This window comes from Cytobacillus sp. FSL M8-0252 (assembly GCF_038007345.1).
GTDB lineage: Bacteria > Bacillota > Bacilli > Bacillales > Cytobacillaceae > Cytobacillus > Cytobacillus kochii.
In genome coordinates this window covers 297,639-313,988 of the sequence record NZ_JBBOWZ010000001.1, presented here as the reverse complement: position 1 = coordinate 313,988, position 16,350 = coordinate 297,639, and the positions used below count along the sequence as shown (strand labels likewise).

12 protein-coding genes, 1 pseudogene and 2 riboswitches are annotated in these 16,350 nt (G+C 38.4%); of the genes and pseudogenes, 2 read left to right on the top strand and 11 right to left on the bottom strand.

What is annotated here, in order from left to right:
• Positions 1 to 1,296: 1,296 nt before the first annotated feature.
• The 5 genes and pseudogenes from MKX83_RS01605 to MKX83_RS01585 all read right to left on the bottom strand — a co-directional run.
• A complete protein-coding gene (locus MKX83_RS01605) occupies positions 1,297 to 1,536 on the bottom strand; it encodes a hypothetical protein (protein ID WP_095371028.1) in 240 nt (79 codons plus the stop codon).
• 19 nt (positions 1,537 to 1,555) lie between these two features.
• Positions 1,556 to 1,795: a hypothetical protein gene (locus tag MKX83_RS01600; protein WP_095371029.1), complete on the bottom strand. Its 240-nt coding sequence runs from the start codon at positions 1,793 to 1,795 to the stop codon at positions 1,556 to 1,558.
• The gene (locus MKX83_RS01595) at positions 1,785 to 3,272 is read right to left on the bottom strand and encodes a glycosyltransferase family 2 protein (protein WP_307315779.1); all 1,488 of its coding nucleotides are present in this window, start codon (positions 3,270 to 3,272) and stop codon (positions 1,785 to 1,787) included. The genes MKX83_RS01600 and MKX83_RS01595 overlap by 11 nt, the downstream gene beginning before the upstream one ends.
• 65 nt (positions 3,273 to 3,337) lie before the next feature.
• Entirely contained in the window at positions 3,338 to 4,579 is a 1,242-nt protein-coding gene (locus MKX83_RS01590) for a nucleotide sugar dehydrogenase (protein WP_341058536.1), read from the bottom strand.
• A pseudogene (locus MKX83_RS01585) lies at positions 4,571 to 6,082 on the bottom strand (glycosyltransferase family 2 protein); the annotation flags it as partial. The gene MKX83_RS01590 and the pseudogene MKX83_RS01585, both read right to left, overlap by 9 nt.
• Before the next feature lie 282 nt (positions 6,083 to 6,364).
• Between MKX83_RS01585 and MKX83_RS01580 the strand changes: the two are divergent.
• Positions 6,365 to 6,652, top strand: a complete 288-nt coding sequence (locus MKX83_RS01580; protein WP_224938317.1) for a DNA-binding protein — start codon at positions 6,365 to 6,367, stop codon at positions 6,650 to 6,652.
• Between the two features lie 74 nt (positions 6,653 to 6,726).
• Positions 6,727 to 6,839: riboswitch (SAM riboswitch) on the top strand.
• Positions 6,840 to 6,892: 53 nt separating this feature from the next.
• Positions 6,893 to 7,072, top strand: a riboswitch (cobalamin riboswitch).
• 148 nt (positions 7,073 to 7,220) lie between these two features.
• On the top strand, positions 7,221 to 9,521 hold the full coding sequence (gene metE, locus MKX83_RS01575) for a 5-methyltetrahydropteroyltriglutamate--homocysteine S-methyltransferase (protein WP_341053735.1): 2,301 nt from the start codon (positions 7,221 to 7,223) through the stop codon (positions 9,519 to 9,521).
• Between the two features lie 20 nt (positions 9,522 to 9,541).
• Here metE and MKX83_RS01570 read toward each other — a convergent pair whose 3' ends face one another.
• The 6 genes from MKX83_RS01570 to MKX83_RS01545 form a co-directional block, all read right to left on the bottom strand.
• On the bottom strand, positions 9,542 to 9,832 hold the full coding sequence (locus MKX83_RS01570) for a hypothetical protein (RefSeq protein ID WP_095371033.1): 291 nt from the start codon (positions 9,830 to 9,832) through the stop codon (positions 9,542 to 9,544).
• 580 nt (positions 9,833 to 10,412) lie between these two features.
• The gene (locus MKX83_RS01565) at positions 10,413 to 11,126 is read right to left on the bottom strand and encodes a hypothetical protein (RefSeq protein ID WP_341053733.1); all 714 of its coding nucleotides are present in this window, start codon (positions 11,124 to 11,126) and stop codon (positions 10,413 to 10,415) included.
• Between the two features lie 21 nt (positions 11,127 to 11,147).
• Positions 11,148 to 11,459 (bottom strand): hypothetical protein, encoded by a 312-nt coding sequence (locus tag MKX83_RS01560; RefSeq protein ID WP_307315789.1) that lies wholly within the window; start codon positions 11,457 to 11,459, stop codon positions 11,148 to 11,150.
• Positions 11,460 to 11,504: 45 nt separating this feature from the next.
• Positions 11,505 to 13,142, bottom strand: coding sequence for an LXG domain-containing protein (locus MKX83_RS01555; RefSeq protein WP_341053728.1), 1,638 nt, complete (start codon positions 13,140 to 13,142; stop codon positions 11,505 to 11,507).
• A 424-nt stretch (positions 13,143 to 13,566) separates the two neighbouring features.
• A complete protein-coding gene (gene tcuA, locus MKX83_RS01550) occupies positions 13,567 to 15,048 on the bottom strand; it encodes an FAD-dependent tricarballylate dehydrogenase TcuA (RefSeq protein WP_341053725.1) in 1,482 nt (493 codons plus the stop codon).
• A 98-nt stretch (positions 15,049 to 15,146) separates the two neighbouring features.
• Positions 15,147 to 16,169 carry an AbrB family transcriptional regulator gene (locus MKX83_RS01545; RefSeq protein ID WP_095371037.1) on the bottom strand — a complete coding sequence of 341 codons (1,023 nt, stop codon included), beginning with the start codon at positions 16,167 to 16,169 and terminating at the stop codon, positions 15,147 to 15,149.
• Positions 16,170 to 16,350: the final 181 nt, after the last annotated feature.

Here is a 16,350-nt window from a genome sequence, read left to right as displayed (position 1 = left end):
GGGACTTGCAATCACAGTTTGATCACCTCTCCTTTACAGATTCCCTCTTGAGAGACTCGCAATTACAGTTTGATCACCTCTCCTTTACAGATTCCCTCTTGAGGGACTTGCAATTACAGTTTGATCACCTCTCCTTTACAGATTCCCATTTGAGGGACTCGCAATTACAGTTTGCTTACCTCTCGTGAACAGATTCCTACTTGAGGGACTTGCAATCACAGTTTGCTCACCTCTCATTAACAGGGGTTCCACTTGAGAGACTTGCAATCACAGTTTGCTCACCTCTCGTGAACAGATTCCTACTTGAGGGACTCGCAATTACTGTTTGCTCACCTCTCGTGAACAGATTCCTACTTGAGGGACTTGCAATCACAGTTTGCTCACCTCTCCTTTACAGATTCCCTCTTGAGAGACTTGCAATCACAGTTTGCTCACTTCTCGTGAACAGATTCCTACTTGAGGGACTCGCAATTACAGTTTGCTTACCTCTCGTGAACAGATTCCTACTTGAGGGACTCGCAATTACAGTTTGATCACCTCTCCTTAACAGATTCCCTCTTGAGGGACTCGCAATTACAGTTTGATCACCTCTCCTTTACAGATTCCCTCTTAAGAGACTTGCAATCACAGTTTGCTCACCTCTCCTTTACAGATTCCCTCTTGAGGGACTCGCAATTACAGTTTGCTTACCTCTCGTGAACAGATTCCTACTTGAGGGACTTGCAATCACAGTTTGATCACCTCTCATTAACAGGGGTTCCACTTGAGAGACTTGCAATCACAGTTTGCTCACCTCTCATTAACAGGGGTTCCACTTGAGAGACTTGCAATCACAGTTTGCTCACCTCTCCTTTACAGATTCCCTCTTGAGGGACTCGCAATTCCAGTTTGCTTACCTCTGGTTAACTCATTTCCGTTTGTATGACTCGTAATTTATGCATACTTGGCTCTCGTTAGCCAATTTCAGCCTGAATGAAGAGCAAAAATTCAACATCTCTGAGGATGGTGCACAAAATTGATTTTTCCCTTTTTTATCTCTCTCCAATTGAGAAGGGCTTAAAGGTGAGATATCCCCTCCTATTCGACGGTGTCTCTTTTTTCCCGTTATCAACATATATTAGTATCCCAAGAGCGACTGTTTTCCTTTTTTCCCGCAGTTCTTAAACCGACTTTGACCGACTAGACAAGAGTTTCTCTCTATTCCTCCTCACTCTTAAACACATCAACATCCATCTTTTTTATGTATAAAAAGAACCTCACACCAAAATGGTATCAGGTTCCGTACTCCTTATTTGTTCAAGAATAACCTGGCAAAGATAAACTGACGAGTTGTGCATCTGCACGCAGGGAGTCTCTTAAGGTTGTTTCCACACAGGCAACTAGTGGAATCGTGATGATAATGATGCCATTTTCGAATTCAAACTCAAGACCTGGGCAGACCTCATCGCATTGCACTTCCGTTTCTGCTCTTCCTGTTCTCGTATTTACTATGATCTTCAAACAAATATCAAAACAACTTTTATGACTACATGCCATTTCCATTCACTCCTTGTGTTTATTGATAGCCTGGTAAAGATAAGCTTGTTAGCTCTGCACTTGCACTTAAATCATCTTTTAATGTCGTCTCCACACACGCTACAAGTGGTAAAGTGATTTGAATGACACCATTTTCAAATTCGAACTCGATACCACCGCAAGCATCATCGCACTCAACGGACGTTTCTGCCCTTCTGTTATTCGTATTTACCACCAATTTTAGACACACATCAAAACAACTTTCATCTTTACAAGCCATTCTTTTTCTCTCCTTTTTTTTGTAAATTCCCTAAATATATCATCGCCTCTAAATGATCACCGACGATGACTGAAGTAGTGGGGGCTAGACATCCTTTTCGATTAGCATAATGAGTATGCGGGCGAAAGCGATTGATTTTATCCACTTCAACATGGTGTACATTTTCGACTACACAATGATTAACAAGTAACTTTACGTAAGCTAATACAGGATTAGCTAGTGACCCAACACCGACTTTTTCAATACTTTTCCTACTCAAGGCATGGGGGACAGCAACAGTGGAACCCACACCTAAATCAGCTCGATTACATGCTACATTTATTGCGTATTTACAGGCAGTAACTAAGTGAAGTGGCCAGTGCTGTTTTAAGCTAGCATTGAGGTCATTTACTGCAACATCAACGCCCCTCTCTACAGCCTGTACAAATGGCTGTAAGTCTTCCATCGCGATGACAAAATCGCCATCAACAAATAACAAAATCTCTCCGGTGGCAAAGTGGGCACCTATCGCTCTACCAGTATCTAAACCTAGTTTTTCAGCAAACTGAATAACCGTTGCCCCTGCATCATATGCATGAACCGCTGTCTGATCATTTGACCCATTCACTACAACGATGATTTCTAACGGACCTAATCGCATACACTCCTCAATTACTGCCTTAATTCGTGCTTGTTCATTTTGAGCTGGGATGATAACTGATAACTGGGATAAGGGATTGTTGGCATGGTCATTTTTTCTAATAGTTGGCTGATGGCCCTGGATAACAGAATCTAGTACATCTAATCTTCTTTCACCATCAGAAAACTTTGATCGGCTATTAGGCGGGAACCTTTGTGTGTAAGCTTGTAAATAATCGTCTATTCTTCTCCTGTCATCTTTCCTATCCCACACTTGATTTTGCAGCTGAAAGATATTACGAATAGGAAGCTGATGTGACAATACATAGCCTTGTTGAACTAATTTCACATGTGCTTCAACAGGATTGCTAAGCGTATCGATACCAATAGTATCTACTGCTTTTCTAGAGAGTCCATAAGGGACGAACACGATTTGGTCTATTTTTAAATCCGAACGATGGATAAAAGCATTGGTTATTTGCGGGAAAATAGTAGAAGGAATGTGGCGGTGTTTTTTTTGAAATTCATAGTCCATATTATTGAGAACAGCGTCCGCGCTATTGTCCATCAGAGGTTGTAAAAATTGCTGGAGCGTTGGTACCGTAATATGTTGGTTGAGATCTAAAAATAACATACATGATCTTGTTGCCTTTTTTGCCCCGATGACATGTGCTTCGTAGACATGTTGCCAAGCATCATTTACTACGAGACGAAACGGATCAACATTTAATAATTTATGGGCAACAAAGATTAGCTCAACATTTGTGATAGATTGATAGGTCTGGATTAACTTACTCACATACTGATTACTCGCATCCCGACTAATAGGAACAATCAAAGATAAACACGAACCATCCAAAAAGCATCGTCTCCTTACATCTTTAAGTGGCATCACCCCCTTACAAGGAATATAGTATCGCTTGTTCATTTCCCTGTTTTTAATACATGCCTCGTATCAATGATATTTTCTACTTTCGATAAAAGTTTATAATCCAAATTACTATGGTCCGTAAGAAGCAGGGTTAATTGATACTTTGATAATGTCTCGTTTGTTAACGGAACAGATTGATAGCTTTTATTTTCAAGAACAACTGTTGGTACATAAGGATCGTGATAGTCTACCTGATAACCTTTTTGCAAGAGTTCGTTAAAAATTGTTAAAGCTGGGGATTCACGGACATCGTTCACATCCCTTTTATACGCTAGGCCAACAACAAGGATTACCCCGGTCTCCCCTGCTAATTCAGCTTCTACTTTTTTGACGATTTTTTGAGGCATCGTATCATTAATTTCTCTTGCTGCTGCTACGAGCTGACTGCTTAAGCCGTATTGATTGAGCTTCCATTGTAAATATATCGGATCAACAGGGATACAATGTCCACCTATTCCCGGACCAGGCCAATAAGGAGTAAATCCAAATGGCTTTGTCGCAGCTGCCTGCAGGGCTTCATAAAAATCAATGTCTAATCGTTCACATAGCTCGTCCAACTCATTCACTAGTGAAATATTGACTAATCGCTGTGTATTTTCAAATAACTTAGCTAACTCTGCAACTTTCGGCGAGCTTACTGGCACAACTTCAGCAAAATACTTTGCATAAAACTGATCAATTTTCGCAAGAGAGCTCTCTGTTTGACCACTAATTACTTTTGGGATAGAGGCTAACGTATATTGCTTATTTGCAGGATCAATTCTCTCGGGTGAATAACATAAGTAGTAGTCTTCACCAGCTTTAAAGTGATGGCGTGTGAATATAGGCTCAATCACCTCTTCTACTGTTCCCGGATAAGTAGAGCTTTCATAAATAATCGTTTGTCCCGTCTGTAAATATTGGCAAAGATAGTTAGTAACGGCAATCATCGCTCTTAAATCCGGTTCATGATGTTCGTCAATTGGGGTTGGAACTGTGACGATGATATACTCAGCGGCTTTAAGCAAAGCTATAGCTGCATCCGTATGTTTTGGAATGAAATTTAGAACCGCTTGCAGCTCTTCATCTTTTACATCAGGAATATAACTGCTCCCTTGCTGTAATAACTCAATCTTATGAGTATCTTGATCGATGCCCGTTACATGACAGCCCTTTTTTGCTAAGTGGAGAGCCAGTGGGAGACCAACATAGCCGAGACCAATAACAGCAACTCTATCTATTTGACCTTGGAGCATGTCCCATTTTCGATTGCCATCTGTATAACCGCATCTCTGATTGAACGATAGTAAATATGAAAATGCTTCAATGTGGTCACCTAGAATCCGGTCAGTTGATTCGACCCGACCATCGGCTTGCCTGTGATGCTGTTTTCTAATTTTATTTGGCTTGACGACATCGACATAATGAATGGATTCGACTTTAAATCCTTTTAGAATTGCCTTTGCTTGAAATAACGGTGGAGACATTAATGTGAGGATACCAATCTCGTCAATCACTTTCCTGCTCATTGCATGTGGAATAGCAGTGAGAGAATTAACGGTGAGGTCCTCTCTTTTCAGTGCCATATTCAGAAGGTACTTAGCAGCACTCACAGAATGCAACGGATGGGCACGGTCGAGCAATATTTCTAAATCATTTAAAGCAATATCTGCCCCTTCTTCTACAGCATGTATAAAAGGGGTTAAATCTTCTGCTTTGATAACAAAATCACTATCTAAGAACAAACAGATATCTCCTGTACTGTGAAGCGCACCAATCGCTCTTGGAATGTTATGTCCGAGTGCCTGGTCAAACGCAATCACTTTCACACCTGACTTTTCTACCTTTTCCTTTGTTCGTTCATCTGCTCCATTTAACACAACAATGATTTCATCAATGCCTGCCTTCTTTACCTCAGCAATCACTTCAGCAATCGTATCCGGCTCCTTCCCTACAGGAATAATCGCACTATACTTCGCTCGTTTCTCTTCCTTTACCGAAAAGGCTTGTACATATTCCTTAAAAGGTTGCCGATTTCGCCTGCCATCGTTTAAACCACCGCGATATCCTCTCTCTTCAATCAGTTGGGCCACTGCACGTAAATGGTCACCAATTATTAAACTTGTTGAAAATGAAAAAGAGGAGCCCGTAATCTTCTGTTGATGTTTCGGTCGAATCTTATTTGTAGCAATCACATCAATGGCTACTGGTGCACTCATCTTTAATTCTTTCATCACAGCTATACTATGAGCTAATGGCGGACAAGCTAAATTCTCCCAACCAATTGTATCAAGCGCTGATTTTTTCATCACATGAGGAACAGCGACTAAGGAATTAACGGATAACTCACCTTTACCTAAAAAATGATTAAGAGAGAACTTTGATACTGCTGTCGGATGTGGTCTAATGGGGCGCTTCATTGTCCAGCTTAAATCATTTAGGGCAATATCAGCCCCATCCCGAATGCCATCAAGCAGTGCTTGTAGCTCCTGAGCTCTAACGACAATATCACCATCAATAAAAAGAAGCGTATCCCCTTTTGCCTCCCTTGCACCAATTGCTCGTCCAATATCCACCCCTAGAGGTTCTTTATAAACAAGCTTTCTACATTCAAATGCTTCCGCTATTTTCTCCGATCCATCTGTTGAACCATTCAAAACAGCGATGATTTCATATGGCTCAATCTTCACTAACTCTTCTAAAACGGCTGACAACGTAGATTCTTCATTCTGAATGGGAATAATAACAGATAGATTCATAACACTTCACTTCTCTCCTTCAGCAAAATTAATAGTCTCCTTTGTGCTAACTATAGCCTTTTCCATCACAAACCCGAGAAAAACACTAAGTAATATCAATATATACAGCTTGGCTCATTTTGTTCTCGGACAAGTATACAATCTATGAAAGATGGTGCGATAGACAGGGTAGATTGGTTTAATTATGGGGGCATTGATCCGATTCGGCACTAAAAAATATATTATTACTATTCGTTAGGAGATGTTAAAGTAGATATATATGTATTTAAGGGGGAGTACAAATTGGAATTCGAGTTGAATTTTATTTGGATTGCCGTCGGTTTAGCATTACTTGGCTATTTCATAGGCAATGGGTTGAAGCAATTTAGTAGTAAAAATGAAGGTAATATGAATCATTTACTTGTGGAGCAAAGCCACCTTCATCTTTACTTTTATTTAAGTGAAGCTGACATGAAGGATCTATTACAGAAGCATCCTCACGCACCAAAAGTCATTCTTAATGGCAAGCATTATTACCATCTACATAAATTTCGCAAGTGGCTTGAATCTGATGATATATATCACTCATGAAGAATTTATTTTGACAGCTTCCATTTATTATGCTAATCTATATGTAAAATTCAAAATATTATAAATATGTAATTCTCTTATTCAGAGAGGTGGAGGGACTGGCCCGATGAAACCCAGCAACCTTTAACAATTATTTGTTAAAAAGGTGCTAATTCCTGCAAAGTGTAATAGCTTTGGCAAATAAGAGAGGATAAAGACCTCTCTATTTTTAATTAGAGAGGTCTTTTGTATTTTCAAAACTTAATAACAAAGGCAACAGATGCATGATTGCTTAAAAGGGAAGCCCGGTGGAATGCCGGCACGGTCCCGCCACTGTGAAGGAGAGCGACTTATCATTGACCACTATTTCATAATAGAAATGGGAAGGGATAACGAGCGATAATCCGAAGTCAGGAGACCTGTCTGTTGTTTGCACTTAGACTCTACGGATGCATAGAGAGGAGTGATGAATACGTGTTGAGCAAATCAAATGGTCTCAACTCTAGTTAATATTGCGTATGAATCTCTCATTTAATAATAAATAGAGAGATTTTTTGTTGAGAAAATACAATCTAAAGGAGTGTTTAAATTGACTGAAGTAAAAAGTTCAAATGTAGGTTATCCAAGAATTGGCGAGAAGCGGGAGTGGAAGAAAGCTCTAGAACAATTTTGGAGTGGTAAGTTGAATAAAGAGACTTTTCTGCAACAAATGGAAGTCATTCGTTTATCCTCTCTCGAGAAGCAAAAACAACTTGGCGTTGATCTCATCCCGGTTGGCGATTTCACACTGTATGATCATGTCCTTGATACAGCTGTGATGTTTGGACTTGTTCCTGAGCGTTTTACATACAGAGGTGGGAAAGTTGATATCGAAACGTATTTTGATATTGCCAGAGGGAACAAAGATGCCGTGGCAGCTGAAATGACCAAATGGTTTAACACAAACTATCACTACATCGTGCCAGAACTCAACAACCTCACGCCAACACTTGCTGAAAACCGGCCACTTGCCTTTTATAAAGAAGGAAAAGAGAAGCTTGAAATCGACGGGAAACCGGTTATCTTGGGCCCGATTACGTTTGTGAAATTATCAAAAGGCTATAAAGAAAGTGAATTCAAATCAATCGTCAATCAATTCGTTCCTCTTTATGCACAAATTTTAAAAGAATTACAGCAAGAAGGTGCCTTGTGGGTACAAATCGATGAACCTATTTTAGCAACTACCCTCACAGAAGAAGACATCTCACTCTATCAAGCAGTTTACCAAACATTACACGAGGCAGCACCACAGATAAATATCATTTTACAAACGTATTTTGAAAGCATCACTTATTATGAAGCTGTTACCTCTTTACCTGTGCAAGCGATCGGCCTTGATTTCGTCCATGATGCAGGTCAAAACCTCGCTTCCTTACAAAAATTCGGCTTCCCAAGTGATAAAGTATTAGCTGCAGGTGTCATCGATGGCCGTAATATATGGGGCGCCAAACTTGATAATAAGCTCTCTCTTATAGAAGAAATTACAGAAATAGTTCCGAAAGATCGCTTAATCATCCAGCCTTCATCCAGCTTATTGCATGTACCCGTTTCAGTCAAAATTGAAGAAACACTTGATCATACATTAAAGACCGCACTCGCCTTTGCTGATGAAAAATTACAAGAAATCGTAGTGCTAACGAAAGGAATAAGAGAAGGAAGAGAGGAAATCCAAGATGAGATAAACGAGAGACGAACTGCTATCGAGGCACTAAATCAATCTTCTATTAGAAACAATCAACAAGTACAAACAGCCATTCAAAACTTACCATCATCACTAGCAGAGCGCGAAGCACCTTATTCTGTTCGTCAAGCAACACAAAAAACATCCTTCCAACTACCACTCCTACCTACAACAACGATTGGAAGCTTCCCACAAACACAGGAAGTGAGAAGAAATCGTTTAAAATGGCGTAAAGGAGAGTTAACTGCTACTGACTATCAAACATATATCAAAACGGAAATTAAAAAGTGGATTGATATTCAAGAAGAGCTAGGCCTTGATGTGTTTGTTCATGGCGAATTCGAGCGCACAGATATGGTCGAATACTTCGGTGAAAAATTAGCCGGATTCCAATTCACAAAATTCGGTTGGGTGCAGTCTTATGGCTCTCGTTGTGTCAAACCACCACTCATTTATGGAGATGTCTCATTTGAACAGCCAATGACAGTTACAGAAACAGTCTATGCCCAGTCCTTAACAGATCACCCGGTAAAAGGTATGCTCACTGGTCCGATTACGATTTTAAACTGGTCATTTGTCCGCGACGATATCCCTCGTTACGAAGTCGCAAACCAAATTGCCCTTGCCCTTCGAGAAGAAGTAGAAACACTAGAAGCAAATGGTATCCGGATGATTCAAGTAGACGAACCAGCCATTCGTGAAGGATTACCACTCAAACAAGAGAAGTGGGAAGATTATCTGAACGCTGCTGTTTATGCTTTTAGACTAGCCACCACTTCTGTCAGAAATGAAACACAAATTCATACGCATATGTGCTACTCTGATTTCGAAGACATTATCTCAAGCATTCAAGCACTCGACGCTGATGTCATCTCCATTGAAACATCAAGAAGCCACGGCGAACTCATTCACTCATTTGAAGAAAGCACCTACGAACAAGGTATCGGCTTAGGTGTATATGACATTCACAGCCCTCGGGTGCCACAACTCGACGAACTATCGAAAAACATCGATCGTGCCTTACAAGTACTAGACCCACAACTTTTCTGGATTAACCCTGACTGCGGCCTCAAAACAAGAGGCATTGACGAAACCGTCGCAGCCCTAACAGTCATGGTGCAAGCTGCCAAACTCTCGCGGGAAAAATTACTTGTAAAAAAAGGCGAATAAACAAACAGAAATCCGAACGATTATACATTCGTTCGGATTTCCTCGTTTAATAGTACAGTGTTTAGTTTCTTATCCATCTTCTTCTGATAAGAACCATGGTTAAATCTCTTTTCGTTAAATTCACCAATCACATTCCGTACCCGGACATTATGGATGATTAAGTTGCGATAAATCTCATTCTGCAAATAAGCATTAAACCAACTATAATCCTTTAACTTCCGCAGATTATTCGTCACATCTGCTTGCGTGACTTGTGTAATAAAAGGGGCGAAAGAAATAATACTTATCATATTTAGGAACAGCTTTTTCATAGTGGGTGCATCCTCTTTTGTGATAGGTATATGTTGCCTGTCTACTTGCTTTACGTTTAAATTGCACAATGGAGGCAATTTCTCCTTTCGAAAAAAATTATATAAAGCATTCGTTTTAACATCGTCATCTAAATAATATTTTGATACATTTTTGAGTTATAGCAATTAGTTCATACCATTCTCATCTTATTTAATGGATATCCCAACAAACTCATCCTCAAATAAATGTAATTATATTACATTTTTACCTATTTATAAAATAGTAAACAATAGTTGTTTTGTGTATTATTTTCTTATTTTTCAAACTAATAAACAGAATAGAAAAAAGAGTGAACCGCTCATTTGATTCAGTCTGGGATCATTCTTTAACATTCTCTTCGTCTGGGCTCTTCAAATCTTTATATAGTAGGTGCAATGCAATCTTATCACATTTCTTTTACATCATCGCTGCAAAATAATCAAAAAACAAAAAACAAACCACTATCAACACCATTACTATAAAACTTTAGCCAAAAAGGACTACTCTAGCAATAAACCAGTTATAATGCCCCTTCTACAAATTTCTATAAAAACTGCACTCTTATTTTTCAACTTCTAACAAATCCTGAAATGAAAAGGGAGAAATAATTAGAGTATCCCCCTTATTTTCTATAGACCATGACTCCTCTTCATATGTTATGTATAGTAAAGATCCGATTGAAACTTGCTGCCCAAGATGATAATCATATAATGCATTTAATTTCCCCTTTTTTTCTTGTAAAGCTTTGAAGAATACTGGTGAAAATTGCTCTATTTCTTCGTTTGCTAATTCTTCATTACCTAATAATTTATCTATTACTCTCTCAAAAAGTTGTTCTTTAATAGAAAATGACTCCCCGCTTTCAACATAGGGGTTAAGGTCTATTAAGGCAGGCAAGTCCGTATGATCACTTTTTTCATATAAGTGATATATTCGATTATCGTATAAAGCATTCTGGATAAAAAACGAATTATGGCAAAATAGGGAAGTGCTAAATACTCCGTCATCCGAAGCAATTTGGCAACGAATAACTCTTTTTACTTTTGTTAAACCCAACATGAAACTTTTGAACGTTTCATCCATTCTTTCTTGTTGATTTTCAAAAGTTAATAAACCTTTAGATATTAACCCACTAGTTGCACTATCAAGCCTAGTTTCAAGTTCTTTCTCCGAAATCTCTCCAAACACCTCTTCTTTAATAGAGTGAGCAACTTCAGCTCCATCTAGTAAAAGAAGAGATAATATGTATTCTTCAGCTGTTAATGTATAGTTCATTTTTTATTCCTTTCATTATGGTTATACTTTATCTCCAAAATAAAAAAGTAATATAAAACAAATTATAGCAAGAATGAATACTAATAATGCATAAACGAGCAGTAGCATTCTTGTTACCAAACCGTTGAATCTCTCATAAAATTCATTAGCAACATATTCGGTTAATCCAAACAAAGGTAATGATAAAATCATTAAGAATTCAAAATCGTGCACAATCCAGCTATAAAATTTACCGCCTGCTGCTCGACTAATCAAATACAAAAAAGAAAAAAATAGATTAACTATTAAAAAAAATCCTAGCACTCCAAACAATACTGCGATAAATTCCATCATATAATATATAACACCTCACTACACTACCTTTATATTAATTTATAGTCACCCGAACAGGGCATTCGTTGCACCATTAAATACATTTTTCGCACCATCTAGTGCCTCTTTCGCCTTGTCTTTCACTGCATGTAAAACTTCGCCTACTTTTTCGCCAGCATCCCCTATAAATTTACTGGTATACTTTGTTGCCCATTCACCTACAGAACCACCTATGGCACTACCTACAATTCCGCCAACCGCCGCTCCAACAGGGGCAAATGGTCCAGACAAAGCCCCTCCAATAGCCGCTCCTACATAAGCTCCTGCTACTGCTCCTGTCACACCACCTGCTGTTTTGTTCACTTCTTCTCCCATCATACGACCTCTTGCTTTAAATATTTCTTCACCTTTTAAATGACTACTTTCTTCTAACCTACTTACAATATTTTTAGTTCCCGAAATAAACCCTACCACTCCTGCACCAATTGCAGAAGCTTTAGCCACCACTTTCTTAAATGCTTCCTTTGGTATTACCATCTCCCGAGAAGAGTACTTAATAAGTTTGCTTTTCACATTCTCATGAAGCGGACGATTACCCGTAGTTAATTTCCATATTGCACCTTTTACTTTTTGAGATGGTATTCTTACACCTCTATAAGACCCCGATTTAAATTTCTTATCTATATTACGATTCGCCTTAGATGTCCTATTCATTTTTTGTATGATTTGTTTCGTCCACTTTGGCCCAATTCTTCCTTTTAGAAAGTGCAACACCTTACGATTGTATTTAAATGTATAATGATTCTTCTTCTTCGTGTATTCAATTCGAAGTAATCCAGTTTTATGAACAGCAGCAAATATGGCTAGAGGTGCTAACGAACCCATCGCACCATCTTTAATAGCTTGAAGAAGACTTTCATATTCATCTTCGTTAGTAGTTGCCTCGATCCCTTTATTTGCTTCGTATGCTAATAATAAATTCATTGCTCGTGAACTTGGTGATGCTCCCAAACTTCCTATATTACTATTAGTTGATGCTACACTGCTATGTGTCGACTGCTGTGATAATTGTTCGAATAAAGAACCAGGAATATAACCATCCACACTAAGATTTTTACTACGAAACATAGACTCTACTTGTTTTACATAACTTAATGCTGTTTCACTATCATCTACTATACCATTTAGAGCTTTTGATTGTTCATTGTCAAATTCATTTAATTTTTCAATAGTTTTATCCAGCTCATTTTCTGCCATTGACACATTACTTAGAAATGAATATTCCGATATATTGGGTAAATGAAGTATATCACTGACAGAGTGAATCAACTCGTTAGATTCACTTGTCAAATCAGAGGTAAGGGCTTTTAGCTTATTTAACCCTTGCTTTAAATTGCTTTGCAGGTAGTTTTCACGAATTACAGCGTTACTTGCAGGTTCAAATGAATATAAGGTATTATACAAATCTTTGATTACACGTTGATAGTCTTCCAACAACGATTGATAAAATGACAAGAAAGGAATATGACATTCCTCATAAAAAGAGCGGATAGCGTCCCCACCGTCTCCCTTTAAAGAATCCCCTATACTAATAATGTCATTTACACTGGCTTTTATATTCTGAATATTATTTATCTGTTTTTCTAACTCTTGTAAAGTAGCATCCAGTCCTGAGACCAGTTCAGCTACATCTAACATTTTCATTATCTAATTCCACCTTCTATTCCTAAATAACTATTTTTACACGGCATATTTATACAAAAAGTGTTAATTTATATTTTACCAACATAAACCATTTGTTGGAATAGGTGGAATGTATGATGTTATTGTCAAATTTTATAACTTTTTTACTATCCCGTTCATAAGCATACTAAATTGTGATTGTACGATGGACCAAAAAGAAAATTTAATAGAAAGAATTAGAGGGTTGTTTAAAAAGGAAAATATCATTCATGAGCAGAAATCTTAAACAGATAGAAAGAGCTTCGTAAAAGAAGGAATCGTGGGTCTCCGAAAAGGAAGCCAGAGCGAGACCGTCGCAAAATGAAAAATTGTCGGTCTCAGTAGCAGATAGAGGCTCCTATTCATTCGGAAAAAAAATTTCGTTGAAGTACTTATGCTGTAGTAGTTATTTTACTTTCTGAGCATGGCGCGAAGCCGCTGCACCAGCTAATTTACCAAAGACGGCGCCAGACATCAAGCCTGAACCACCGGGATAATTCTCGTAGAAGATACCGCCAATCATTTCTCCAGCAGCATATAAACCTTCGATTGGTTCATTTACTTGATTGACTACTTCTCCTTCGATTGTTGTCGCTAATCCCCAAAATGAGAACGTAATCCCGCAAGTCACAGGATAGGCATAGAATGGGCCTTCACTTATGGTTTGTGCCCAGTTAGATTTGGCTGGGGTAATGCCTTTTGTCGATTTACCGTCCTTTTCTGAAGGATTGAATTCACCTTCTTGAACCGCTGCATTATAGTCAAAAATGGTTTGTAGGAATTGTTCTTTATTTATATCTAATTGATCTGCAAGCACTTCAAGTGTAGCTGCTTCAATGACGGTCGCTTCTTCTAAATCATACTCCGCACGTAAGATTGGGCGAACTTTAGCATCATAAATTTGGTAGGCTATATTTTTCGGTTGCTTTAATATTTCTTTACCATATTTTGCATAGGTGTAGTTACGGAAATCGGCTCCCTCGTCTACAAAACGGTGACCTTCCACATTGACCATCACGCTATAAGGGTAAGAATGCTTTTTGAAAATATCACCTGGTTTTTGGAAATCACCTACTCGTGGGGCATTGGCATCTGTTCCAATGGCATGACAGCCATTCCGTTGACCAAACGTTTGCGCACCGATTGATACCGCCATATCAATCCCATCACCCGTGTTAAACTCAGTCCCTCTAACGATTGCTTCGTTCCACTCCATTCCTAATGCTTCCGCACGTTTCTTTTTGTCCGCTTCTATACTTCCACATGCTAAAACAACACTTTCACATTGAATCGTTTGCAGTTGCTCTTTTGTTTGCACTTCAATCGCCACCACTGCCTCATTTTCCGTGACAATATTCGTGGCTGCACTTTCATACCAAATTTCAATTCCCAACTCTTCACAGCGATGAAATAAGCTGCGCATTAAGCCGATTCCTTTATCAACGGTTTTAACTGGTAAACCGCCCCAGAAATGAACCTTTCCTTCTTTTTCAAAAGATTGGTTCGCATAGTTCAACTCAAATACGACACCTTGAGTTTTCATCCACTCAATCGTTGGTAAGGATTGATCAACTAATTGACGAATCAACTCAGGTTTACTTTGATTTTTTGAAACTCTCATAATATCATTATAGAAATCTTCTGTGATGTATTCAGGCATATCAATTTTATTAATCGTGTCCTGATCTAAATCAATCACTTTCGTAATAGCATCTAAGTTTTGATAAGCTACACGAATGGCGCCGTCAGTAAAAAATGAATTACCACCACGTTTTTCAATTGGTCCTTTCTCTAATACGAGTACCGAACTCCCTTGCTCTTTTGCAGATATCGCTGCACATAATGCCGCATTTCCCGCCCCAACAATTACTACGTCATATTTAGCCATCAAACATATCCCCTTTATTCGTTGATAGATTAACTATAAGAAATGATTAGAAATAAATAAAATACATAATTTTTAAACATATCCATAAAAATTTTTTATCACTTGAATATCTTCCACTTTAATACAGGTAGAATAACTATATAAATGAATAGCATGCGGAATAATTGAAAAATCGTTACCTGTGTAGCATCTGCTTGTAATGCGGTAGCGATGAGCCCCATTTGATCCATTCCACCTGGAGCTGTGCTTAAATAGCTGGTGGCAAAATCCATATCAAATAATAAAACCATTCCCTCTGCAATTATAAAGGTGATGATTAACAGTAATATTGCACTACTAATCCCTCCTATTAATACGCGAACGGGTAATCGTAAAGATTTCGGATGTAACAGTAATCCAATGTACGCACCGATACAAAGCTGTGCTATATGCAACAGGTGACTATCCATTGGGGCTAAATCTACTTTAAATAGACTTAATAGCAAACCCATAAGGACAGGCGTTAAAAAATGTGGCACCGGCAATCTTAATTTTTTCCCAATTGGCAAAAACAGAAGTCCCAATAGGATTAGACCGATATTATGCAGAACATTGTTTGAACTTTGTATGACTGATTCCGGCGCCTCTCCAGTTAGGGAAACAATAATCGGAATAAGCCCAACAACAAACAGAACACGAATGACATGAAAAAACGTTACTATAGCTACGTTAATATTCTCTTGTTCCTCTGCAAAAATAACTAATTGAGATAACCCACCGGGAATACTAGCTGTTATCGCTGTCGCAAATGGTATTTTTGCCCATATTTTCAAAAGATAGGCTAATCCAAAGCAACATACACTTAAAGAAATATTGAGCATGAGCATAAAAAGTAAAGTGTCTTTCATCGAGACTAATATATTAAGAGTAAAAAGCTGACCAATTGCCGTCCCTACTATAAGTAGCCCAATATTTCGCATCATAACAGGCCACTTCATAGGTATTTTCCATATCAGTTGTGTGAGCAATACGCCAAATAACGAGCCTAGCATCCACGGCATAGGAAAGGAGAGTAATTGAAAAATGCCTACACCAACTATCGCTACAATCACCACTGTGGCAATAGGAAGAATTGCGCGCATTAAATCCCCTCCAAAGATTAAACACTACTACCTCCAGTAATTACGCCTACTAAATCAAAAACAACAGCCGTAAAAAAACTCTCCAGATTCAAATTTATTTTTCCTTTTACAGAATATATGATATATTCCAATGAATAAAATAAATAAATTTCAGCGACACCGATAAAAAATTTTTATATCA